This is a genomic window from Paraburkholderia sp. BR10141, assembly GCF_056155635.1.
In genome coordinates this window covers 40,631-61,473 of record NZ_JBMIQH010000032.1, presented here as the reverse complement: position 1 = coordinate 61,473, position 20,843 = coordinate 40,631, and the positions used below count along the sequence as shown (strand labels likewise).

At 64.7% G+C, this 20,843-nt stretch carries 18 protein-coding genes; 7 read left to right on the top strand and 11 right to left on the bottom strand.

The annotated features are described in order from the left end of the window. Positions 1–47: 47 nt before the first annotated feature. The 5 genes from ACOJB8_RS32245 to ACOJB8_RS32225 all read right to left on the bottom strand — a co-directional run bounded on the left by ACOJB8_RS32245 (position 48) and on the right by ACOJB8_RS32225 (position 5,003). Positions 48–1,451, bottom strand: coding sequence for an MFS transporter (locus tag ACOJB8_RS32245; protein ID WP_069267456.1), 1,404 nt, complete (start codon positions 1,449–1,451; stop codon positions 48–50). 230 nt (positions 1,452–1,681) lie between these two features. Next, a complete protein-coding gene (locus ACOJB8_RS32240; RefSeq protein WP_069267455.1) occupies positions 1,682–2,461 on the bottom strand; it encodes a phosphocholine cytidylyltransferase family protein in 780 nt (259 codons plus the stop codon). Positions 2,462–2,488: 27 nt separating this feature from the next. Further along, positions 2,489–3,499 (bottom strand): flippase-like domain-containing protein, encoded by a 1,011-nt coding sequence (locus tag ACOJB8_RS32235; RefSeq protein WP_475016179.1) that lies wholly within the window; start codon positions 3,497–3,499, stop codon positions 2,489–2,491. Then, the gene (locus tag ACOJB8_RS32230) at positions 3,496–4,305 is read right to left on the bottom strand and encodes a 2OG-Fe(II) oxygenase (protein WP_368618471.1); all 810 of its coding nucleotides are present in this window, start codon (positions 4,303–4,305) and stop codon (positions 3,496–3,498) included. Before ACOJB8_RS32230 ends, ACOJB8_RS32235 begins: the two co-directional genes overlap by 4 nt. Further along, a complete protein-coding gene (locus ACOJB8_RS32225) occupies positions 4,302–5,003 on the bottom strand; it encodes a CDP-alcohol phosphatidyltransferase family protein (RefSeq protein WP_368684768.1) in 702 nt (233 codons plus the stop codon). The genes ACOJB8_RS32230 and ACOJB8_RS32225 overlap by 4 nt, the downstream gene beginning before the upstream one ends. Before the next feature lie 212 nt (positions 5,004–5,215). On the opposite strand from ACOJB8_RS32225, the gene ACOJB8_RS32220 reads away from it, so the two are divergent. Beyond that, positions 5,216–5,650, top strand: a complete 435-nt coding sequence (locus tag ACOJB8_RS32220; RefSeq protein ID WP_069267452.1) for a hypothetical protein — start codon at positions 5,216–5,218, stop codon at positions 5,648–5,650. Positions 5,651–5,668: 18 nt separating this feature from the next. Here ACOJB8_RS32220 and ACOJB8_RS32215 read toward each other — a convergent pair whose 3' ends face one another. Next, a complete protein-coding gene (locus ACOJB8_RS32215; protein WP_069267451.1) occupies positions 5,669–6,190 on the bottom strand; it encodes a hypothetical protein in 522 nt (173 codons plus the stop codon). Between the two features lie 673 nt (positions 6,191–6,863). Between ACOJB8_RS32215 and ACOJB8_RS32210 the strand changes: the two genes are divergently transcribed. The 3 genes from ACOJB8_RS32210 (at position 6,864) to ACOJB8_RS32200 (ending at position 9,216) form a co-directional block, all read left to right on the top strand. After that, positions 6,864–8,027, top strand: coding sequence for a porin (locus tag ACOJB8_RS32210; protein ID WP_069267450.1), 1,164 nt, complete (start codon positions 6,864–6,866; stop codon positions 8,025–8,027). A 296-nt stretch (positions 8,028–8,323) separates the two neighbouring features. After that, the gene (locus tag ACOJB8_RS32205) at positions 8,324–8,578 is read left to right on the top strand and encodes a sugar ABC transporter ATPase (protein ID WP_256094947.1); all 255 of its coding nucleotides are present in this window, start codon (positions 8,324–8,326) and stop codon (positions 8,576–8,578) included. Positions 8,579–8,709: 131 nt separating this feature from the next. Beyond that, positions 8,710–9,216, top strand: coding sequence for a metal-dependent hydrolase (locus ACOJB8_RS32200; protein ID WP_069267448.1), 507 nt, complete (start codon positions 8,710–8,712; stop codon positions 9,214–9,216). Positions 9,217–9,415: 199 nt separating this feature from the next. Here the strand turns inward: ACOJB8_RS32200 and ACOJB8_RS32195 are convergent, their stop codons facing one another. Beyond that, on the bottom strand, positions 9,416–9,619 hold the full coding sequence (locus ACOJB8_RS32195; RefSeq protein WP_342946330.1) for a DUF6900 domain-containing protein: 204 nt from the start codon (positions 9,617–9,619) through the stop codon (positions 9,416–9,418). Between the two features lie 349 nt (positions 9,620–9,968). Between ACOJB8_RS32195 and ACOJB8_RS32190 the strand changes: the two genes are divergently transcribed. Beyond that, positions 9,969–10,631 carry a helix-turn-helix domain-containing protein gene (locus ACOJB8_RS32190; protein ID WP_475016177.1) on the top strand — a complete coding sequence of 221 codons (663 nt, stop codon included), beginning with the start codon at positions 9,969–9,971 and terminating at the stop codon, positions 10,629–10,631. Positions 10,632–10,671: 40 nt separating this feature from the next. On the opposite strand, the gene pcaQ is transcribed toward ACOJB8_RS32190, so the two are convergent. Next, a complete protein-coding gene (gene pcaQ, locus ACOJB8_RS32185; RefSeq protein WP_069267445.1) occupies positions 10,672–11,688 on the bottom strand; it encodes a pca operon transcription factor PcaQ in 1,017 nt (338 codons plus the stop codon). A gap of 140 nt (positions 11,689–11,828) precedes the next feature. Here pcaQ and pcaH point away from each other — a divergent pair, with 140 nt between their 5' ends. After that, complete coding sequence (gene pcaH, locus ACOJB8_RS32180) at positions 11,829–12,533, top strand: protocatechuate 3,4-dioxygenase subunit beta (RefSeq protein ID WP_069267444.1); 705 nt, start codon at positions 11,829–11,831, stop codon at positions 12,531–12,533. A gap of 3 nt (positions 12,534–12,536) precedes the next feature. Then, on the top strand, positions 12,537–13,124 hold the full coding sequence (gene pcaG, locus ACOJB8_RS32175) for a protocatechuate 3,4-dioxygenase subunit alpha (protein WP_069267443.1): 588 nt from the start codon (positions 12,537–12,539) through the stop codon (positions 13,122–13,124). Positions 13,125–13,293: 169 nt separating this feature from the next. Here the strand turns inward: pcaG and ACOJB8_RS32170 are convergent, their stop codons facing one another. The 3 genes from ACOJB8_RS32170 to uvrA all read right to left on the bottom strand — a co-directional run bounded on the left by ACOJB8_RS32170 (position 13,294) and on the right by uvrA (position 20,635). Then, on the bottom strand, positions 13,294–13,872 hold the full coding sequence (locus ACOJB8_RS32170; protein WP_069267442.1) for an NnrU family protein: 579 nt from the start codon (positions 13,870–13,872) through the stop codon (positions 13,294–13,296). 317 nt (positions 13,873–14,189) lie between these two features. Continuing rightward, the gene (locus ACOJB8_RS32165) at positions 14,190–14,420 is read right to left on the bottom strand and encodes an H-NS histone family protein (RefSeq protein WP_069267441.1); all 231 of its coding nucleotides are present in this window, start codon (positions 14,418–14,420) and stop codon (positions 14,190–14,192) included. 305 nt (positions 14,421–14,725) lie between these two features. Then, complete coding sequence (gene uvrA / locus ACOJB8_RS32160) at positions 14,726–20,635, bottom strand: excinuclease ABC subunit UvrA (RefSeq protein ID WP_475016175.1); 5,910 nt, start codon at positions 20,633–20,635, stop codon at positions 14,726–14,728. Positions 20,636–20,843: the final 208 nt, after the last annotated feature.

Here is a 20,843-nt window from a genome sequence, read left to right as displayed (position 1 = left end):
TCCGCTGATTCCGCTGCCGTGCAAGACGGCGTCCGTTCTGGACTGGATCAGGCCTCGCCGCGCCGGCCGCGCGCAATTTCGTCGCCCGCATTCGCGGGCAAACGCATCGTCACCGGAATGGACGCTGCCGAAAAGAGCCCGACCACGAGAAACGCGGGCCAGAAATCGGACCAGACAATGGCCGAATGCCCTTGCACCCGGTGCGAGATCTGCAGCACGAGGCCCGCGATCGTCACGCCGAGGCCGAGCGACACCTGCTGGATCACGCTTGCCACGCTCGTGGCGCGGCCGATGTCGCGCGTCGGAATATCGGCGTAGGCGAGCGAATTGAGGCCGGTGAATTGCAGCGAAGGAAAGATCCCGCCCGCGAGCACGATGACCCAGATGAGCCACACGGGCATGCCCGGCGAAAACGAGCCGCATATCGCGATGGCCGTGCCCGCGAGGACCGCGTTGACCATCAGCGTGCGGCGAAAGCCAAAGCGCCCGAGCACGCGCGAGACGATCGCCTTCATGAAGATCGAGCCGAACGCCGAAGCGCAAGTGATGGCGCCTGAAGCGAACGCCGTCATGCCGAGCCCTTCCTGCAGCGTGAGCGGTAACAAAAATGGCACGGCGCCGAGCCCGATGCGAAACAGCGACCCGCCCGCCACGCTCGCATTGAAGGTGGGGATGCGCAGAAATTTCAGATCGAGCACGGGTCGCTCGACACGTTGCGCATACAACCAATAGGTCACCAGCAGCAACGCGCCGATCACGCACATCGTCACCGCGGTGCCGGTGGCCACGATCTCGCCGCCCACGAGCGAGAGGCCGAGCATGAACAGCGACGCCCCACCCGCAGAGAGCACGAAGCCGACCCAGTCGAGCCGCCCAGGATGCTCCTCGTGCATGTTCTCGATATGCCGGTTCGCGAGCCAGATGCCGAGCACGCCAATCGGAATGTTGATGAAGAAAATCAGCCGCCAGTGCAGATACGTGGTGATGAACCCGCCGAGCGGCGGCCCCACGACCGGGCCAAGCAGCGCGGGCACCGTGAGATAGTTGACCGCGCGAATGAAGTCCGATTTGGGCAGCGAGCGGAAAATGATGATCCGGCCCACCGGCACCATCATCGCGCCGCCGATACCCTGCACGAAGCGGGCGGCCACGAACATCTCGAGCGAGCGCGAAGCCGCGCACAACAGCGACCCTGCCATGAAGATGCCGATGGCAGTGCGAAACACATTGCGCGAGCCGAAGCGATCGGCCACCCAGCCGCAGATCGGGATGAACACGCCAAGGCCGATCACGTAGCTCGTGACGGCCAGCTTGAGTGTGATGGGGTCCTGGCCGAGATCGCGGGCCAGTGCGGGGAGCGCGGTGACGATGACCGTCCCGTCCACGTTCTCCATGAACATCGAGCACGCGACAATGAGCGGAACGATGAATGTGCCGAGGGCTAATGGCATGGGCAGGAACGACGATCAGCGTGGCTGATGGCGTAAAGCTGCCATTATCGCCCTTGTTGCGGAAAACGGGAACCCGGCAACAGATGAAGCGGCGCCCTTTGCGTGTGCGCCACGCAGCAAACGCGCGCGCAAAAAATAAAAGCCGCGAAGCCCGCCTCCGCCATCATGCGGAGACAGACCTCGCGGCCTGATTCGAGCAATCTGCGTCGGGCAATCCGCGCAGATGCGCTTTAGATAGCGGCCTGCTTCACGCGGCTCACCACGGGACGCAGTTGCGGCAGCACCTGCTGCGCGGCGCGCGTGACGTCGTTGGGAAAGTCGATCTCGATCCACGGCGCGCCGGTGACGTCCGCGGTTTCGAACTCGCTGCCGCGTTCGAGCAGCAGGTCGCGCAGCGCTTCTTCGTGCGGCAGGTTCGCGCGGCCCGTATCGACATAGCCTTCGACGATCTGCGCAAAGCGGCGCGCCGTCGCTTCGTTCAGGCGGAAGAATCCCACCGACTCGCCGATCGTGTCGTATTTCAGACCGACCGCCAGCTGCTTGCGCAGTTCGACGGGCACGCCGTCGCGCAGACACAGCTTCACGGGCTCGTCGCCGGCTTCGAAGTCGCGGTCGATCAAGAGACGGTTGGCAGGCGCCTCGCCCGCCACGAGCGGTGCGAACACGCGCTCGTCGTAGAGCACGTCGGCGTCCATGAGCAGCACATCGCCGCCGCGCGTAAGCGCCTCTGCCGTGCGATGTACCGTGAGCACGCTGCCCAGGTCGAAGCGCGGATTCATCACGACCTCGACCTTGTGCGGCCAGCCGATGCGCTTGAGTTCGGCCTCGACCAGCTCAGGCTGGAAACCGAGCGCGAGCACGACCTCCGTGACACCCGCCTCTTCCAGGAATTGCAGATGGCGTTCGAGCAGCGTCACGCCCTCGAACTGCAGCAGACATTTCGGAAACTGTTCTCCAGCGGGTTGCTGAAGGCGCAGGCCGAGGCCTGCCGCGAGAATGATGGCGCGCATGCGCAAACGTTCCTTGGAAGAAAAAGGTCAATCGGCGACTTCGACAGCGGAGACGCGCAAGGCGCGTCGGCGTTGCCAGCTACGTTCGCTGAAATGCAGATACAGAAGGCCCGGCAAGCCGAGCAGGATTTCTCGCGCGCGCTTGGCAAGCGAGAGCGCGAGCGCCGCCTCGGGCGGCAGGCCGACGAGCGGCGCGAGCAGCAGATAACCGCCCTCTTGCACGCCCAGCGAGCCAGGAATGGCGAAGGCCGCACCGCGAATCGCCTGGCCGATGCTCTCGAGCAGCAGCGCATCGATCCAGCCTGTGGGATGGCCGAGAAAGCGCAGCGCGAGCCACACTTCCACCGTGCCCACGAGCCAGCCCGCGAGGCTCAGCGCGAAGCTGGCCGCCACGCGGCCGCGCCGGGCATAAAGCGACTTCACGGCTTCGTCGATCGCGTCGGCGCGCGTGGCAAGCGCCGACCAGTCGCGCTGGCCGAACACTTTCGATGCCAGACGCAGCAGGCGGCCGAACAGACCGCGACGCTGCGCGACACAAAACAGCGCGATCAGGCCGCCGAGCACGGCGGTCGCGATCAGCGCGGCGACGCCGAGGTCGCGCGGCGCGCCATTCGCGGCGTAGGCCGAAAAAAGCACAATGCCGAATACGGCGAAGACGATCTGCGCGACGGCTTGCAGCGTCGTGCTCACGGTGATGGCCGCAGCCGCATTGCGCATCGACATGCCGCGTTGACCGAGCTGGCGCACCATCGCCACGGGGCCGCCGATCTGGCCCGCGGGCAACAGGCTGTTCACCGATTCGCCGGTCCACCGCGCGAGCAATGCATCGCGCTGATCGACACGCTCGTCCCGGCCGAAGAGCACGGCGATCGCACCCGCGTCGAGTGCGAGCGGCACGACGTGGAACGCCGCGACGAGGACGAGGCCCCAGCCCGCGGCCGCAAGTGCGCCCGTGACCGAGCCGAGCCCCTGCCAGGCGAGCAGCGCAATGAAGAGCGCCGTGCCGATCGACAACAGCAGGATGGCAGCACGGCTCACGCCTTGCCTCCGAATGCCTTGCGGAACACCTGGCGGAAACCGAAGTACGCAATCGCGTCCTTCATGTTCGAAATGAAACGCCGCCACGGGCGCATATTCGGGTTCGTCACGTATTCGAGCGTGAGCGAAACGCGCACTTCGCCTTCGAGACTCGGCGTGACGCGATGGCGAAGCTTGTCGCCGTCGAACACGATGAGCGCGCCCGGCGGGTATTGCACCGAACCCGGCTCATCCGCCTTGTTCGGGTCTTTCGTGTGCAGTTCGTAGTCGAGCTTGCACGACGACTCGTCGATTACCCCGAGCAGCACCGTATAGCGGCGGCCGTCGTAGTAGGACGTGTCGTAATGCCAGCCGATGTGATCGCCGGCGCGCGTGTAGTAATAGAGAGCGTAAGCGTGCGGGTCGTCTTCGGGCGAAAGCTGCAGGCGGTCGCCCGTGATCTTTTCGAGCCACGCGATGAGCTGCGGCGAGCGGTAAAGCTCGGCGATGTACGGCGCGAGGCGGTCGATGGTGTGACGGCTCACGCTTCCGCCCGCCTTGTGGCCCGGCAGATAGTTGCGGTTGACTTCGGGAAGCAGCGCGTTGGCCGCGTCGATCAACTGTTGCGTGGCGTCGGCGGGCAGAAAATCGGCGAGATACAGGAACGAGCCCTGGCTCTGATAGTCATCGCGCAGGCGCGCGGTGTTCAGCGGCTGCAGCGCGCGGCCGATCGCGCCGTCCGGCTCGCCAGCCGCCGCGCGTGAGGCGCGGGCTGGCGCGGGGGCGCGCGGCGCTACGACCTGTTCTTGTTCTGCTTGCAGGCTCATCTGCTGCTCCACACCTGGCGGGTTTCCTTGGCGGGGCGCAGGCGGCGCGTCACGCGCACATAGTCGAGCACCACCCAGATGGCGAACAACGGCGCCCCGATCGAAGCCGCGATAATGAACGGCGACACGACGCCCGTCAGCGTGACAAGGGGTAGCAGATACAGCACGTCTTCGGTCTCGAAGCCGCCGGCGAACGCCTGTTGGGTGCCCGCCTTGCCGGCCATTTCCTCGATGCGCATGCGCAGGAAAAAGATCACGGCGACCGCGACGCCCGCGATGCCGCCCAGCACGGCCGGCGGCACATGCCATTCGGCGCCGGTGTGGGCGGCCACGACGCCGAGGCCGTAGCCCATGCCGAGGAACAGCAGGACGGTGACGAGCGCGTCCGCCGCGAGATCGTAGAAATGCCCGATGCGGCTGGTTTTACCGCCGATACGCGCCAGTTCGCCGTCGGTATGATCGACAAAATTCGACAGTACGATCAGAAACGCGCCAATATTGACGTGCAGAAAGTCTCCGCGCGCCAGAAAAAAGCCGCCGGCAACGCCAATCAGGAGTCGCAGCGTGGTCAGATGATTCGGGGTAACGCGCGTGGGTACAAGCGGAGTGACAAGCCAGCGCGCCGCGCGAGCGTCCCACGTGCGCGGCGGCGGCACCGCTTTCGGAGCCATTTTTACAGGTTTGTCTTTTTCGGTCATAACCGCGCAATATATACGCCTTCCAGAAATCTTGCAGGTATTCCGACGATCGTCCCACTTTCTGCTTGTGGTTCTGTAAGGCAAAGCGCTCAATCGGCTCCCGCGGCGCCGCAAGCGAAGTTGCCCGAACACGCGTAGAGTGCAACCCTTCGCGCCAGCCCGGACGTTTTGCGTCCAACGGCTCGGGCGCACGCACTTTCGCCATTCACGTAATGAAACGCTTTACCTTTGCCGCCCTTTTTCTCGCTGTCCTGACGCTTCTCGCCGGCAACGCCCGCGCCGCCGCCATCGACGATTCGCTGACCTGCAGCGAGTCCGCACACGACTTCATCTCCGGGCTGATCACGCAAAACCTGATCGATCCGAAGCCCATGAAGGTCGAAAGCAATTCGATCAACGCATTCTGGCCCGCGCGCGGCCAGCACATGACCGCCTATGGCTTCAGCGTGTTCGCCATCGTGGGTTTCCAGAAGGACGACCCGCTCTTCAAGACCGGCGACGGCACACCCATCGCCCCTTCCGCCTACGGCGCCGTCGTGGTCGGCACCCAGACGAGGGTGCAGGCGGCCCTCACGGCGGCAGGCAATAACGCCATCGTCCACCATGCCGGACCGCTGTTAACAGCGATCTTCTGCAAGCAGGAGTAAGCGGGCAGGCTTTGAGCGTTATTCGATACGCCCGAAACCGCCTTCGGCCCAGGCCTCGGCGCGGGCTTTCGTGAGCTTGAAGTTCGGCGCGACGCGCGCCTGAGCGAGTTGCTCGCCGAACGCGTCGATCGCGCTGATGAGCCCGTAGGGCTCGTACTCGTCGGGAACGATGTCGAGCGTCACGTCCACATCGCCTTCGGCGGTCTGCACGCTCACGCGCTTGTGCAGCAGTGCGCGCAATTGCTGCTCGTGCCGGCGCAGCACCTCCGAAGCGGTCTTCACGAGCGTGTTGAACGCCGACGTGTCGAGCGGCTTGGGATTCTTCTTGTCACGGCCCATGGTCCACGGGCCGACGAGTGCAGGCTCAGGCTCGCCGTCCTTGATCATTTCGACGGCCCAGCCGTCGTCGTCCTCATTCTTGATCACGCGCGCGGTCCAGCCGTCCTTGCGCCACAGGCGCGCCTCCTGGATCACCTCGGCTTCAGCGGCGAGGTCATCGGCGGGGAAATCGGAATCGGTTGCGGGTGAGGAATCGGTCATGGCGGGGTTTTCATCGGGTTCTGCGGGGGACTTGCCCGTCGCGGGGCAAGGGCAAGATTCTACCCGGATCGCGTCGCGCGTCGGGCGCCGCGTCTTTCTATCCAGCCGGTTCGGATTATCGCGCCACCAAAGCAGAATATCGACTGGCGATTTTAATCATTGCGTTTTCCGCAACGCATCATTTCGCCTTGCGCATTAATTTAAAATCATTTCCTGCGGGCAAAAAAAAACGCGGCCCGAGAGCCGCGTAAAAACAGATGAAAAAAGACCACCCTTGGTCGAGGGCTGAAGCCATTGTACCGCCGCGCAATGCGTGGGTTCAGCCCATGATCTGGAACAGTACCTTTCACCAAACGACAAGAATCGCGCTTGAAAAAGCGTTGAACTCGCGTTAGGCCAGCTCCTGCGCGGGTTTGTCGCATCGTCGCGGGTGCACAACGGATTATCCAGATCGACCATTTTGTCGCACCCGATAATCCAATAGAAAAAGTCTTTATATGCAATCACTTACGGCGATTAATGCCGATCGCGAAATGAGATGAATGCATTGTTGCGTCAATTTGCGTAAATACGCCGAATACCGGGCTTACACTTCGTTGCGAATCATCCGGGCACGAAATCGATTTTCAGAATATTCGGCCTGAGATTCCCCAAGTTCTGACCGGAGAAAAACATGAAAAAAGCACTCATTGCTGCAGGCGTCCTCAGTGCATTTGCCATCAGCGCCCATGCGCAAAGCAGCGTCACCCTTTACGGCTCGCTCGACGCCGGCATCGTCTACGCGAACAACGTCGGCGGCCACAGCCTGTGGGCTCAGGGCAGCGGCGCTCTCTCGAACAACTACTTCGGCTTTCGCGGCGCCGAAGACCTGGGCGGCGGCCTGAAGGCGATCTTCACCCTCGAAAGCGGCTTCAATCTCAACAACGGCGGCTACAAGAACGGCGACAGCGGCTTTAACCGCCAGGCCTACGTCGGCTTGAAGAGCGACAAGTTCGGCACGCTCACGCTCGGGCGGCAGTACGACTCGATGGTCGACTACCTCTCGCCGCTCTCGGAAGCCGGCGCGGGCTACGGCAACAATCTCGCGGGCCACCCGTTCGACAACGACAACCTCGCCCAAAGCTATTCGATCAAGAACTCGGTCAAGTACGCCAGCGCAAACTACGCGGGCCTCCAGTTCGGCGGCCTGTACGGCTTCAGCAACGACGCGAACGGCTTCGCGAATGGCCGCGCGTGGAGCGTGGGCGCATCGTACGGCAACGGCCCGCTGAACTTCGCGGCCGCCTACTCGCAACAAAACAACTCCGGCGGCCTCGGCGCCGCGAACAGCGCGGCCTCGGCCGACCAGAACATCTCGGCGCGGCTGCAGCGCTCGTTTGGCGCGGGCGTGAACTACACCTACGGCCCGGCACAAGTTGGCTTCGTGTGGACACACTCGCAGATCGACGGCATGCAGAGTCTCTCGAGTGGCGGCAGCGCGCCGCTGCCGGGCCTCTCAGGCCTCAACCTGCACGTCGACAACTATGAAATCAACGGCGCCTACCATCTGACGCCCGCCCTCGCGTTCGTCGGCTCCTACACGTTCACCGACGGCACGGTCACCGGCAACGGCAGCAACAACAGCCCGAAGTGGCACACCGTGGTGCTCGGCACCGACTACTCGTTGAGCAAGCGCACGGACGTCTACCTCGCTGGCGTCTACCAGCACGCTTCGGGCTCGCTCGGCTATAACGCCGACGGCTCGGGCATCGCAAACGTCGCTGCGATCAATACGCTCTCGCCTTCTTCAACGAACAACCAGGTGGCCGCGACAGTCGGTCTGCGTCACCGCTTCTGATCGCTCGCGGTTGGGCAAACCCGGCGCGACCCGCCACGCTGCCTGTCCTTTGCGAAACGCACATGCGCCACAAGCGCATGTGCGTTTTTTCTTGTGAACTGTTGCATCTTTTTACGTCTGCGTAGGCCTTGATTCAGATCAGGGTGCGTATACTCATTGGCATAATCCGCTGCTTCGATATTGTCACGCCGCCTATGAAAACGCTCACGCAACGACTTCTCGCCGCGACTCCGCTCGCACTCATCGCCGCTTGTGGCTCGACACCGCCGTCCGGCACTGCTTCGAATGGCGAACCGATGATCTACGCTTCGTCGGCGCGTTCGGCGTCGTCGGTCGCGAGCTGCCTCGAAGACCGCTTGCCGCACGTGCACAGTTCGCGCGACGGCAATACGACGGAACTGAGCGTAGGCTCGCGCTCGGACGCGTCGTACTTCGTCACGCTCACGCCGAATGGCCACGGCTCGGTCATTCGCGTCACGCACGGCGCGTCCGCGTCGAACGATCCGCCTGAAGAAGAACTGCGCTTCGACGTGGCGCGCTGCACGACCTGACGCGCGAACGGCTGGCGCGGGCACCGCACGCGCCACACGACGTACCGCACGTCGCCCGCATGTCACCCCTGTCATAACGGCGACACATCTGCGAAGATTGCGCCCCCTTCGACTTCGCAACACACCGCTTCATGGCATCAGGCACCGCACATCACGCCACGGGTTGGGCCGCCGGCGTCATCGCCGCCGCAATCGTCACACATCAGGGCGCCGATAGCGCCTGGCATCTCTACGCCGCGCTCGCGTTCGCAGCGGGTGTCGCGGGCGGATCGGCGCCCGACTGGCTGGAGGTCGCCTGGTGGCGCAAGAAGCGTCGCCTCTGGATCACGCATCGCACGTTCACGCACTGGGGCATCGGCTGGATCGCGTTGCTCGTGTGGTCGTATCACAAACTCGGGCACGTGCCGCTCGCGGCGCCCGCGTTCGGCTTCGCTTGCGGAGGCGTGATCCACCTGTTCGCGGACTGGCCCAATCCGCTCGGTGTGCCGTGGATCTTTCAACGGCATTCGCTGAACTGGTGGCGCAGCGGACGCTGCGACCTGATCGTCGTCGCGGCGTCATGGGTGGCCGCGTGGTTTTTCGCCGTGCATGGCGTGCCGCACGATTGGTCGCTCGCGCCATTGCGTCGGCTCGTCTGATCGGTCAGGTTTTCCTGGCAACAGGTGCAGGCACCCTGGGAGTCATGCAGCCGATGAAGCGTCGATTGACAATCGTCGGAACCGGTCAGGCGCCACATCGCCCATTAATCAGGCAACGTTTATTATCGTATTAACCAAAACCAAAATAAAAACGGCGCCCCTTTAAAGGGCGCCGCTCCTAAATCGCGTCATGCGGTAATCAGGTGTTCTCTTCGCACTCCACGCGTCCCATGCGGTAGCCGACGATCAGCCCGGCGTCATAGGCCGACTCCAGCGCGCGGCCAATATCCTCCGCGCTCACGAGGTGCGCGTCGGCGGTCGGCTTCCCGGTCAGTTCGAAGCTCTCGATCCCGAGCGTTCTTCGCGAGATTGCCAGCAATAACTCCAGTCGTTCGTCATGCATTTTGCTCTCTCCACTTGATCCACATCATCTGATTACAATGATAAATATCAAAATCCGTGAGAGCCGCGGCGCATGGACGCATATTGAGGCGTCACTCTAATATCAAAACCAGAAATCTTTAAAATTTGTTAAAACATCGGCGGATTAACTTTTAGATATCGTTAAGTCGAATCGTTTTAATTCGCAATTGGACAGGGCGTCAATCCACGATGGGTTAACCCATACCGCCGAGCCGACGTCGCGGCCCAGCCAGGCCAGTCCAGGGTTTCGTGCGGGCAACCGTTTGATATGATCGGTAAGACATCGCGGGGCCCAACCAGGGCTTTTCGTCAGCATTCGAACGTAGCCCATGGATTCCACGCTCACCCCATCCGCCAGCACGGCGACCACCGACCTCGGCCGCCGCGTGCGCGCCGCGCGCGTCGCCCAGGAGCTGACGCTCGATACGGCCAGCCGCCTGTGCGGCGTCTCGCGCTCGACCCTGTCGAAAGTCGAAAACGGGCTCATGTCGCCGACCTTCGACGTGCTGCAAAAGATCGTCGGCGGGCTCGGAATCGACCTGGCCGAGCTGTTCGGCACCCCGCCCAAGCTCAATGCCGGCGGCCGCCGCGCGCTCACGCGCAATGGCGCGGGTCAACGCCACGCCTATCGCGGCTATCAAATGGAGTTGCTCGCAACCGATCTCGCGCACAAGGCCATGCTGCCGTTTCGCATCCGCATCACCGCCCATTCGCTCGATGCGTTCGACGATTGGGGCCGCCACGAAGGCGAAGAGTTTCTCTACGTGATCAGCGGCAGCGTATGCCTGTATTCGGAGCTTTACGCGCCCACCTGTCTGGAAGCCGGCGACAGCCTCTACTTCGACAGCCGCACCGGCCACGCGGCCATTTCGACGAGCGAAGAAGACGCCGAAGTGCTGTGGATGGCAACGAGTGCGCGCCTGCCCGGCGTCGCACCGGAAGCGTCGGCAACCTCGAAGTCACGCGCCAGGACGAAGCTCACGGCCAGCTAAATGTGGCGCGCGGCGTTGGGTCTGCTGGAGCCGTAAAGCCTCACCCCCCGGCGTCGGGCGAACGCTTGCCAGCGGAAGGGTTTGCGGTACGCGCACGCCGCGCCCGCGGAGCCGCTGAGCCATCCGGCCGCACATCGCGCTCGCGCGCCGCACGCCGCACCGCCTCGATCAGCGCGCGACCGGCAGGCGTGGGCTGGGTATCGGTACGCTGAATCACCCCCACCGGCTCCTCGCCGCCCGCAGAAGGCAACGGCAACCGCACCAGCGTCCCGCGCCGCAGGTCGTACTCGACGGCACCGGCGGGCACGAACCACACCGCGTCGTTCTCGAGCGCGAGCGCGCGCCCCACCGAAACCGATAGCAACTCGACGAACGCCGACAGCGGCGGCGCCCCCCAGGCGGCGAGCAGACTGTCCGCCGCCTGGCGGATCAACGTGCCGAACGGCGGCAGCACAAGCGGAAACGATGCGAGTTGCGCCGGCAGCCCCGCCCCCGGCGCGAGCGGATGTCCCGCGCGCACCACCACGGCGAGCGGCTCGTTGTACAACTGCTCGAAGCTCAGGCCCACCATGCGCTCGGGGTCGGCCAGACGGCCCACTGCAAAGCTGATTGCCCCTGTCTTCAACCGCTCGAGCAACTCCGTGTTGGCGCCCGTCACGAGCCGCACGCTCACCCGCGGCCATTCCTCGCCGAAGTGACGCAACGCGCCGGGCAGCAACGCCGTCGCCACCGTGGGCAGCACGCCGATATCGAGCGTCGCGGCCACCGCGCCTTCGTCGCGCGCGAGCAAGGCCACGCCCTGGCGCAGCGCGCTCACGCAGGCGCTCGCGTGTGGCATGAAAAGCTGCCCCTCGCGGGTGGGCACCGCACCGTGCCGACCGCGCTCGAACAGCTTCACGCCCAGCACGAGCTCCAGCTCGGCGATCGTCTTCGACACCGCGGGCTGCGTGACCGAAAGACTCTCGGCAGCCTGCTGCACGCTGCCCATCTGCGCCACGGCAAGAAAACACTGGAGATGGCGGAATTTGACGCGTCCGTCCGCGAGCCGGTTTTGCATAACGGTTCGTTATACGAAGTGCGAAAAAACATCATTTTGCATAACTTTTCGCTTTGGATAAAGTGGCTGCATCGGCTCGTAGCGACAAATCGCTGCAGGCAACGAGCCCTTCCCCAATAATCCACCCCAGGAGACACCCCATGGACGAGTCCATCCTGTCGCCGCGCGACTTCGACTCGCATCCCGCGTACGTTTATCCGCCGTACCGTTCGTCGGTCAAACGCGGCCCCACGCTCCCGCTCATCCCCCTGAAGGAAAAGCTGCGCAACCAGCACGCACCCGTGTACGGCACCGACGATCTCGGCGCGCTCGACCACGACCTCACGCGCAACGCGGCCAGGAATGGCGCGCCGCTCGGCGAGCGCATCATCGTGACGGGCCGCGTGCTCGACGAAGGCGGCAAGCCGGTGCGCAACACGCTCGTCGAAATCTGGCAGGCCAATGCCGCCGGCCGCTATGTCCACAAGCAGGACCAGCACGACGCGCCGCTCGATCCGAACTTCCTCGGCGCCGGCCGCGCGATCACCGATAACGACGGCCGCTATCGTTTCCTCACGATCAAGCCGGGCGCGTATCCCTGGGGCAATCACCCGAACGCGTGGCGTCCGAATCACATCCACTTCTCGCTGTTCGGCGACTACTTCGGCTCGCGTCTCGTCACGCAGATGTATTTCCCCGGCGACCCGCTGCTCGCGTTCGACCCGATCTATCAGGGCACGCCGGAAGACGCACGCGAGCGCATGATTTCGCGCTTCTCGCTCGACACCACCGAAGAAGGCTACGCACTCGGCTACGAATTCGACATCGTGCTGCGCGGCCCGAACCAAACCCCCACGGAGCGTTGAACCATGGCCCTCAAGGAAACGCCTTCGCAAACGGTCGGCCCGTACTTTGCCTACGGCCTGTGTCCGCAGCAATACGACTTCGATTTGAAGAGCCTCTTCACGGCCAACGTGGTCGGGCCTGAAACGCCGGGCGAGCACATCACGCTGATCGGCCGCGTGATCGACGGCGACGGCAACGCCGTGTTCGACGCGATGCTCGAGTTTTCGCAGGTCGACGCAAACGGCCGCTATCCGGCTTCGCGCGAGGAAATCGCCAAAGACGGCTTCCGCGGTTTTGCACGCGTGGGCACGGGCACGGATGCGCAGCACCGTTTCATCGTGCACACCGTGAAGCCGGGCGTCGAGAACGCCGGCGAAGCGCCGCATCTGAATGTGATCGTGATGATGCGCGGGATGCTCACGCACACCTTTACGCGCATCTACTTCGAAGACGAAGCCGCCGCCAACGCCGCGGACCCGGTGCTCTCCGCCGTGCCCGCGGCGCGCCGCGACACGCTCATCGCGCGCCGTAGCGAGCAGGCCGGCAGCATCGTCTACACGTTCGACATCCGCATGCAGGGCGAACAGGAAACGGTGTTCTTCGATCTTTGATGCATCAACGGACACGCGAGACGAATCGCGCGGACTTTCACGCGGCTTTCATGAACTGGCCCTATGATCGTGACACTGCGATCTGATCGCGGAACTCCGAGCTGTACCTTGTGAAGCCTGCCATGCGCAGGCTTCTTTTTTTGCAGTGCGCTCGCGGCCTGCCGCGCACTCAGCCGAGCGGCCGCACGCCGATCAGCACGCCATGCAGCCAGAAGGCGAACACGGCCCAGACGACGAGCCCGACCACGACGACGATCGCATCGCGCGACACCTCTCCCGGCGGATAGACCACCCCGGCTTCTCGGTCGCGCCGGTTCTCGCCTCGCAGCTCGAACAACGCCCAGACGAGGAAGACCCCGAAGAGGATGATGTCGTTGAGCGTGCCGTTGGCGAGCAGATGCGCGAACGCCCAAAGCGCGACGCCGCTCACGAACGGCTGGCCGAGCGCGCGCTTGAAGTGATTGCCCGGCACATAGGCCGCGACGATCAGAATGAAGGCAATGGCGGTGAGGAGTGCCGTGACATGCGCCATCCAGAACGGCGGCAGCCAGATCGGCACGGGGTAGCGGCGTGACAGACCGTAGCCATAGACGATCAGCACGAAGCCCAGAATGGAGAGCAACGCGAACGCGCCTCGCCAGGCACGCGGACCCAGGCGCTCGATCTGCGCGGCGCGCCAGGGCCCTGCCACGATGCGGATCGAATGGACACCAATGAAAATCACGAGGCCCAGCACGAGTATCGCCATGACTACCTCCCTGCCGTAGCAAGAACGCAATGGGCGAGATTGTCGCGCAGCTTGATCGCGCAGCCAACCGAAGTTTTCAAAAAAGCTGACTAATTACGCGCGCAAATGCCAGCAAAAAAGAATGCATAAATCATTGCGCGCCTAAACCGGCACGGCACATTAGGAGGCGCAATTAAATCCCGGCTCGCGCCGAAAGGCATTTTAAAACTATGCTGAATAATACTGGGCGCCGCACCGATGTGCGGCTTTGCGGCATGCGCCGCGAACGGTCTGGCGGTCGAAGGGCAACACCGGCGCGCACTCACGCACCGTCATGGCTAGCAGCGAAAATGCTCGATATCCTGTCCCGCGTGCTTATAGCGCAACAGCCAGGCCGGCATATCGCCCTCGCCATTCCACGTATTCCCGTATGCGTCGCGGTACTTGGGTAGTTTTTCGCTTTCAGCAATAGACGCTTCAAGCTCTTCGAACGTAATGCCGTACTCTTCCATGCGGCGTCGAATCCACACGATGAGCCGTTCGCGCGCCTCTCCATCGAGGTCGAACATCGATTAATTCCTCTCGCTTCGTCAAGGGCAAGGCACCGATACAACGATCGGCAAAGAATGGTCTTCCCTGAAAAGACAAAGGCTTCGCGCACGAACTGCGAAGCCTTGCTGCACTGATGAGGTAGCCTGGGTATGGAGCCCGCGACCGGTTCGGAGGGGATCTGTAGTCCGCTGCTCCGCTCTCAGGTGACGCCGCTACAGGTGAGCGAACGTTTGCTGCAAGCGGAACCGATGATACCTTGCGCGCGCGGCACAGATCAAGCGGTTTCAAGGCGGAGCGGGCCTCTGCGGCCCGCTCCATTCCTTTAGCCTGAAGCCGCCGCGCCCGTTGCGCGCCGCTCTGGTGCAAGCTTGCTTTCGGCGGCGCTCACGTCACCCTGGCCACGCGCCAGCACGGGCGCGAGCGCCGCACCGGTGTGGCTCGCCCGCACCTTCGCAAGCGCTTCGGGATCGGCCGCGGCGACGATCGTGCCACCGCCCACGCCGCCTTCGGGCCCGAGATCGATGATCCAGTCGGCTTCGGCGATCACGTCGAGGTCGTGCTCGATCACGACGACGCTATGTCCCGCGTCCGCAAGCCGGTGCAGCACGCTGATGAGGCGCGCCACGTCGGCCATGTGCAGGCCCACCGTGGGCTCGTCGAGCACGTAGAGCGTGTGCGGCGCCTTCTGGCCGCGGCGCGTGATGTCGTCGCGCACCTTCGAGAGTTCGGTCACGAGCTTGATGCGCTGCGCCTCGCCGCCCGAGAGCGTGGGCGAAGGCTGGCCGAGCGTCAGGTAGCCGAGACCCACGTCCTTCATGAGCTGCAGCGGGTGCGAAATACTCGTGATCGACCCGAAGAACTCCACCGCCTCGTCGATTTCCATCGTCAGCACTTCGCCGATGTTCCGGCCGCGCCACGTCACGGCCAGCGTTTCCGGATTGAAGCGCTGGCCGTGGCACACGTCGCACGGCACCTTCACGTCGGGCAGGAAGCTCATGCCGATGGTGCGCACGCCCTGGCCTTCGCACGCGGGACAGCGTCCGTCGCCGGTATTGAACGAGAAACGCGACGCGCTATAGCCGCGGGCGCGCGCCTCGAGCGTATCGGCAAAAAGGCGGCGGATCGCGTCCCACACGCCGATATAGGTCGCGGGGCACGAGCGCGGCGTTTTGCCGATCGGCGTCTGGTCGACTTCGAGCACGCGGTCGATGCTTTCCCATCCGCTAATCGAATCGCAGCCCTGCCACGTATGCGAAACCTCGAGCTTCGGCTTCGCGCTCGTGCGCGCGAGCACGCTCGACCGGCGCTCCGCCGCGCTCGGCGCTTTCTCCTTCACCGCCTTGCGCGCGCGGCGCTCGGCAGGCGAAGACAGCACCGAACGCCCCACGGCGTCGAGCAGATTGGAAAGCAGCACGTCGCGCGCGAGCGTGGACTTGCCGGAGCCGCTCACGCCGGTGATCGCCACGAGACGTCCGAGCGGAATCTGCGCGGTGACGTTGCGCAGGTTGTGCAGCTTGCCGCCGTGCACGGTCAGCCATTGGCCCGGCACCGCCTCGCGTCCCGCGCGCGCCGGACGCACTTCGCGGCGCGGCTGCAGCGGGTGCCGGATAGGCTGTGCGAGATAGCGACCCGTGAGCGAATCGGCCTGCGCCGCGAGATCGGCCACACTGCCCTGCGCGACCACGCGGCCGCCGCGCTTGCCCGCGCTCGGACCGATGTCGATGATGTGATCGGCGCGCCGGATCGTGTCCTCGTCGTGCTCGACCACGACGAGCGTGTTGCCCTTCTCGCCGAGGCTGCGCAGCGCGTCGAGCAGGATCTGGTTGTCGCGCGGATGCAGGCCGATGGTCGGTTCGTCGAGCACGTAGCAGACGCCCTGCAAGTTACTGCCCAGTTGCGCCGCGAGACGAATGCGCTGCGCCTCGCCACCCGAAAGGCTGGGCGCGGCGCGATCGAGGCTCAGATAGCCGAGCCCCACTTCTTCCAGAAACTGCAGCCGGCTGCGGATCTCGCTCACCACGTCGCGCGCGATCTGCGCGTCGCGGCCGCCAAGCTTCAGCGTATCGATCCAGCGGCGCGTATCCGCCACGGTCCACTGCGCGACGTCGACGATGGCATGCGCGTCGAACGTCACGGCGCGCGCCACCGGATTCAGGCGCGTGCCGCCGCAATCGTGGCACGGCTCGTCGACCATGCCGTCGGGTTCCTGCTCCTCCGAAGGCAAGGTTTGCTCGCGGCCACGGCCGTCTTCGGCGACGATCGTGTCGTCGTAGGCGGCGCGCTGCTCGCGCGTGAGCGCGAGGCCCGTACCCACGCAGGTCGTGCACCAGCCGTGCTTGCTGTTGTACGAGAACATACGCGGATCGAGTTCGGGATAGCTCGTGCCGCACACCGGGCAGGCGCGCCGCGTCGACAGCACCTTCACCTCGCCGATGCTCGCCGTCGAACCGCCATTGCCAATCACGTGATCGAGGCCGTCGAGCGGCGCGAGCAGGTGCACGATGCCCTTGCCCGCTTCGAGCGTCGCGCCGAGCAGCGTGCGCAATTGCGCCTCGTTTTCCGGCTCGATCACGAGGTCGCCCACGGGCAACTCGATCGTATGCTCGCGGAAGCGGTCGAGCTTGGGCCACGGCGCGACGGGCACGAATTCGCCATCCACGCGCAGATGCGTGTTGCCGCGCGCCTTCGCCCACTTCGCGAGATCGGTGTAGACGCCCTTGCGATTGACGACGAGCGGCGCGAGCAAACCGACATGCTGGCCGCGATGTTCGCGCAGCAGCTGCGCGACGATCGCATCGACGCTCTGCGACGTGACGGGCGTGCCGTCATGCACGCAGTGCTGCACGCCGAGCTTCACGTAAAGCAGACGCAGGAAGTGCCACACCTCGGAGGTCGTGGCGACCGTGCTCTTGCGGCCGCCGCGCGAAAGGCGCTGCTCGATCGCGACGGTCGGCGGAATGCCGTACACGGCATCGACTTCGGGGCGGCCCGCCGGCTGCACGATCGAACGCGCATACGCGTTGAGCGATTCGAGGTAGCGCCGCTGGCCTTCGTGAAAGAGGATGTCGAACGCGAGCGTGGACTTGCCCGAGCCCGACACGCCCGTGATGACGTTGAAGCGGCCGTGCGGAATATCGACATCGAGCGCCTTGAGGTTGTGCTCGCGCGCATTCACGATGCGCACCACGTCCTCGCCCTGCACCTCGCGGCGCGCCTGCGCGGCACGCAACGCGGTTTGCAGCGCCACGCCCTCTTCTTCCGCCAGCAGTTCGACACCGCTGCCAAGCGCGGCTTCGTAGCGCTCGAGCGCCGCGCCCGTATGCGAACGCGGACACGCGATCACGTCTTCGGGCGTGCCGACGCACACCACTTCGCCGCCCGCGTCGCCGCCTTCGGGGCCGAGATCGATCAGCCAATCTGCGGCGCGGATCACGTCGAGGTTATGTTCGATCACGAGCAGCGAATGACCGCCCGCGAGCAGCTTGCCGAAGGCGCGCATCAGCTTGGCGATGTCGTCGAAATGCAGGCCCGTAGTCGGTTCGTCGAACATGAAGAGGCGCCCGCCCGCCTCCTTGCCGCGCGACTGCGCGGTTTCCGCGAGATACCCCGCGAGCTTCAGGCGCTGCGCCTCGCCGCCCGAGAGCGTCGGCACCGGCTGGCCGAGCTTCACGTATTCGAGACCGACGTCCACGATAGGCTGCAGCACGCGCAATACTTCGGCATCCTCAGCGAAGCATTGCACTGCTTCGCTGACCGTGAGGTCGAGCACGTCCGCCACCGAAAGCGTGCGGCCCGCGCGCTCGATCTTCACTTCGAGCACTTCCGCGCGATAGCGGCTGCCGTCGCAATCGGGGCAACGCAGATACACATCGCTCAGGAACTGCATTTCGATGTGCTCGAAACCCGAACCGCCGCAGGTCGGGCAGCGGCCTTCGCCCGAGTTGAAGCTGAACATGCCCGCCGTGTACCCACGTTGCTTCGCGAGCGTCGCCTTGGCGAACAGCTTGCGGATCTCGTCGAAGGCGCCGACATAGCTGGCCGGATTCGAGCGCGCCGTCTTGCCGATCGGCGACTGATCGACGAACACGGCGTCGCTGATCTGCTCCGCGCCGCTCAGCTTGCGGAACGTGCCCGGCGCGTCCGTCGCCTTGCCCAGATGCCGCGCGAGCGCGGGATAGAGCACGTCCTGCACCAGCGTGGATTTGCCCGAGCCCGAGACGCCCGTCACGCACACGAGCCGCAGCAGCGGAATCTGCACGGTCACGTCGCGCAGGTTGTGTTCGCTCGCGCCTTCGAGCAGGAGGTTCGGCGTGGACGCATCAACCGGGCGTCGCTCCCAGTGCGAAGCGTCGGCAACGGCGCGGTGGCCGCCCAGGTACTCGCCCGTCAGGGTGCCCGAGGAGCGGATATCGTTCGGCGTGCCGTCGTAGACGATCGAGCCGCCGCGCTCGCCCGGGCCGGGGCCCATGTCGATGAGGCGGTCGGCCGCGAGCATCACGGACGGATCGTGCTCGACCACGACGAGCGTGTTGCCCGCGTCGCGCAGACGTTGCATCGCTTCGACGATGCGGTTGAGGTCGCGCGGATGCAGGCCAATACTCGGCTCATCGAGCACGAACAGCGTTTTCGTGAGCGACGTGCCGAGCGCCGTGGTCAGGTTGATACGCTGCACTTCTCCGCCCGAAAGCGTGCGGCTCTGGCGGTCGAGCGTCAGATAGCCGAGACCCACGTCGCAGAGATACTTCAGGCGCGTGCGCACTTCCTCGAGCAGCAGCTTCAGCGCGTCGTCGAGCAATGCTGAGGAAAGCGAAAGATTGTCGAAGAAGCGGCGGATGCGCTCGATCGGCAGCAGCATCACGTCGTGCACGGTGAGGCCCGGCAACGCTTCGAGCTGCGCGCGTGTCCAGTCCACGCCGTGCGGCAGGAAACGTCCCGACGGCGCGAGCACGTCGTCCGCGTTCTGCTGCGTGCCGAGGCGCCATTGCAGGGCCTCGGTTTTCAGGCGTGCGCCGCCGCAGGTTTCGCACGGCGTATAGCTGCGGTACTTCGACAGCAGCACGCGGATGTGCATCTTGTAGGCCTTCGACTCCAGATACTGGAAGAAGCGCTTCACGCCGTACCACTGCGTTTGCCAGCTGCCCTTCCAGTCCGGCGCGCCGTTGATCACCCAGTCGCGCTGCGCCTGCGTCAGCTCGGACCATGCCGTATCGCGCGGAATGCCGGCTTTCGCGGCATAGCGCATCAGGTCGTCCTGGCATTCCTTCCACGCCGGCGTTTGCAGCGGCTTGATCGCGCCGCCGCGCAGCGTCTTGCGCTCGTCGGGGATCACGAGGCCCCAATCCACGCCGATCACGCGGCCAAAACCGCGGCACGCGTCGCAGGCGCCGTAGGCCGAGTTGAACGAGAACAACGCGGGCTGCGGATCTGCGTAGCGTAAATCGCTGTCCGGGCAATGCAGCCCCGTCGAGAAGCGCCAGATCTGCGGCTCGGCCTGCGCATCGTCATCGCTGCTGGCCAGCACGTAGACGTTCACGCGCCCGCTGCCGCGCTTGAGCGAGGCTTCGATCGCCTCGATCGCGCGGCTCTTCTCCACGTTCTGCATGCGGAAACGGTCGGCGACCACGTCGAGCAGCTTGCGCGTGCCTTCGGCCGTCTTCACCTCGCGCTGCGCCTGCACGCGCGTATAGCCACTCGCGGAGAGCCACTGCGCGACTTCTTCCTCGGTGGTCGTATCGGGCAACTCGACCGGAAACGTGACCACAAGACGCGGGTCGCCCGCGGCCGTACGCGCCATCAGTTCGGCGTAAATCGTCTCAGGCGTGTCGTGCCGTACGGGCTGCGCCGTGACGCGGTCGAACAGATTCGCGGCGCGCGCGTACAGCAGCTTCAGGTGGTCATTGAGCTCCGTCATCGTGCCGACCGTCGAGCGCGAACTGCGCACGGGGTTGGTCTGGTCGATGGCGATGGCGGGCGGCACACCGTCCACGCGATCGACCTGCGGCCGGTCCATGCGGTCGAGGAACTGACGCGCGTAGGCGCTGAAGGTTTCGACGTAACGGCGCTGGCCTTCCGCGTAAAGCGTATCGAAGACGAGGCTCGACTTGCCCGAGCCCGAAGGCCCGGTGACGACCGTCATTTCGCCGGTGTGCAGGTCGAGGTCGAGGTTCTTGAGGTTGTGCTGGCGGGCACCACGGATTCGGATGGATCGGTTTTCGCTCACTTGCGCTGGCATTCCGGCTGGATCACACGCGTGGGGCCGGACGGCGCGCGAAATGGGGCAAATACGCGGCGCGGCCCGGCAACTTGCAGCGCGGCGCGCGCGGGGAATCGGCGCGCGGCCCTGGCTGTCAGGCTAGATTCTACTGTATATTTATACAGCACGCTGGATGGCCGTTCGGCTGGGTCTCGGCCGCCAGTTGCCCGTATTTACGCGCCAGATG

Bases quoted from the DNA above. Each gene is read 5' to 3' on its own strand.
- ACOJB8_RS32245 (WP_069267456.1), bottom strand. From the start codon at position 1,451: ATGCCATTAGCCCTCGGCACATTCATCGTTCCGCTCATTGTCGCGTGC.
- ACOJB8_RS32240 (WP_069267455.1), bottom strand. From the start codon at position 2,461: ATGCGCGCCATCATTCTCGCGGCAGGCCTCGGCCTGCGCCTTCAGCAA.
- ACOJB8_RS32230 (WP_368618471.1), bottom strand. From the start codon at position 4,305: ATGAGCCTGCAAGCAGAACAAGAACAGGTCGTAGCGCCGCGCGCCCCC.
- ACOJB8_RS32225 (WP_368684768.1), bottom strand. From the start codon at position 5,003: ATGACCGAAAAAGACAAACCTGTAAAAATGGCTCCGAAAGCGGTGCCG.
- ACOJB8_RS32220 (WP_069267452.1), top strand. From the start codon at position 5,216: ATGAAACGCTTTACCTTTGCCGCCCTTTTTCTCGCTGTCCTGACGCTT.
- ACOJB8_RS32215 (WP_069267451.1), bottom strand. From the start codon at position 6,190: ATGACCGATTCCTCACCCGCAACCGATTCCGATTTCCCCGCCGATGAC.
- ACOJB8_RS32210 (WP_069267450.1), top strand. From the start codon at position 6,864: ATGAAAAAAGCACTCATTGCTGCAGGCGTCCTCAGTGCATTTGCCATC.
- ACOJB8_RS32205 (WP_256094947.1), top strand. From the start codon at position 8,324: ATGATCTACGCTTCGTCGGCGCGTTCGGCGTCGTCGGTCGCGAGCTGC.
- ACOJB8_RS32200 (WP_069267448.1), top strand. From the start codon at position 8,710: ATGGCATCAGGCACCGCACATCACGCCACGGGTTGGGCCGCCGGCGTC.
- ACOJB8_RS32195 (WP_342946330.1), bottom strand. From the start codon at position 9,619: ATGCATGACGAACGACTGGAGTTATTGCTGGCAATCTCGCGAAGAACG.
- ACOJB8_RS32190 (WP_475016177.1), top strand. From the start codon at position 9,969: ATGGATTCCACGCTCACCCCATCCGCCAGCACGGCGACCACCGACCTC.
- pcaQ (WP_069267445.1), bottom strand. From the start codon at position 11,688: ATGCAAAACCGGCTCGCGGACGGACGCGTCAAATTCCGCCATCTCCAG.
- pcaH (WP_069267444.1), top strand. From the start codon at position 11,829: ATGGACGAGTCCATCCTGTCGCCGCGCGACTTCGACTCGCATCCCGCG.
- pcaG (WP_069267443.1), top strand. From the start codon at position 12,537: ATGGCCCTCAAGGAAACGCCTTCGCAAACGGTCGGCCCGTACTTTGCC.
- ACOJB8_RS32170 (WP_069267442.1), bottom strand. From the start codon at position 13,872: ATGGCGATACTCGTGCTGGGCCTCGTGATTTTCATTGGTGTCCATTCG.
- ACOJB8_RS32165 (WP_069267441.1), bottom strand. From the start codon at position 14,420: ATGTTCGACCTCGATGGAGAGGCGCGCGAACGGCTCATCGTGTGGATT.
- uvrA (WP_475016175.1), bottom strand. From the start codon at position 20,635: ATGCCAGCGCAAGTGAGCGAAAACCGATCCATCCGAATCCGTGGTGCC.